An 855-nucleotide genomic window follows, 5' to 3' on the forward strand; every position below is an offset into this window, starting at 1 on the left:
CTTGTAACCTGTCAAAAACACAGGCGCACACTGTAGCGCCAACACAGCGCGCGGTGGCCGTACCGGCACACTGCGGCTAGACAGTTTTTTCAGTAGCTCACAACCGGCGCCGCAGCGCGGGCGTCAGCGGTCCTGGAACTCGGGCGTTGCCATCACCTGGTGTGCCACGACGTCCAGCACAGGGTGGGGTTGTTCCTGGCGGTCTATCCAGACCTTGGGCGTGAAGCTGCCACGCAGCGCCACGGCATCGCCTTCGATCAGATTGCGCAGCACCTCGCAGGCCTGGGCATCGAATGCAACCACGTTGACCGGGATGGAGGTGCCATCGGATGCCTCGGAGCGCACGCGGGCCACCATGAAGGGGCGCCGATTGCGGTCGCTGCGGTGTTCGGGCGTACCGGTGAGTCWGCCGGTAATCAGTCCATCCATCATGTGCGAGACCAGGAAGAAATCGTCAGTTACAAAAGACGCCATTGTAGGTGCAGGTCTTACGCATCCAGACCTGGCGGCGCATCTTCACGGTGCATGGAGTTTTCTGCGCTGGCTACCCTCGCCATCCGCGAGGGAGCCGCCTGGCGGAGCTGCACCCGCCCTTCGCCGCAAGGCACAATCGCGCGCAAAATCGAACGTACAAAGCAAAAAGCTCCTGACGTTTCCGTCAGGAGCTTTGCGTTGTGGTCGGCGTGGCGGGATTCGAACTCGCGACCCCTTGCACCCCATGCAAGTGCGCTACCAGGCTGCGCTACACGCCGAAGCATTGAATTATAGGGACTAAAAACGGGCCTTCAGGGAAAACGCAGAGATTTTTCAAAAATGTCTGCAAATTCCTGAAATGGCGACGATCAGCCCCCGCAT

At 60.2% G+C, this 855-nt stretch carries 1 protein-coding gene and 1 tRNA gene; both read right to left on the reverse strand.

The window, feature by feature from the left end; all coding sequences use genetic code 11:
- Nucleotides 1–123: 123 nt before the first annotated feature.
- Complete coding sequence (locus HWX04_RS08885; RefSeq protein WP_175869630.1) at nt 124–474, reverse strand: single-stranded DNA-binding protein; 351 nt, start codon at nt 472–474, stop codon at nt 124–126.
- Nucleotides 475–675: 201 nt separating this feature from the next.
- A tRNA-Pro gene (locus tag HWX04_RS08890) sits at nt 676–752 on the reverse strand.
- Nucleotides 753–855: the final 103 nt, after the last annotated feature.

Origin of the sequence: Bartonella gabonensis, assembly GCF_903679515.1 — a bacterium.
GTDB classification, from domain to species: Bacteria; Pseudomonadota; Alphaproteobacteria; order Rhizobiales; family Rhizobiaceae; genus Bartonella; species Bartonella gabonensis.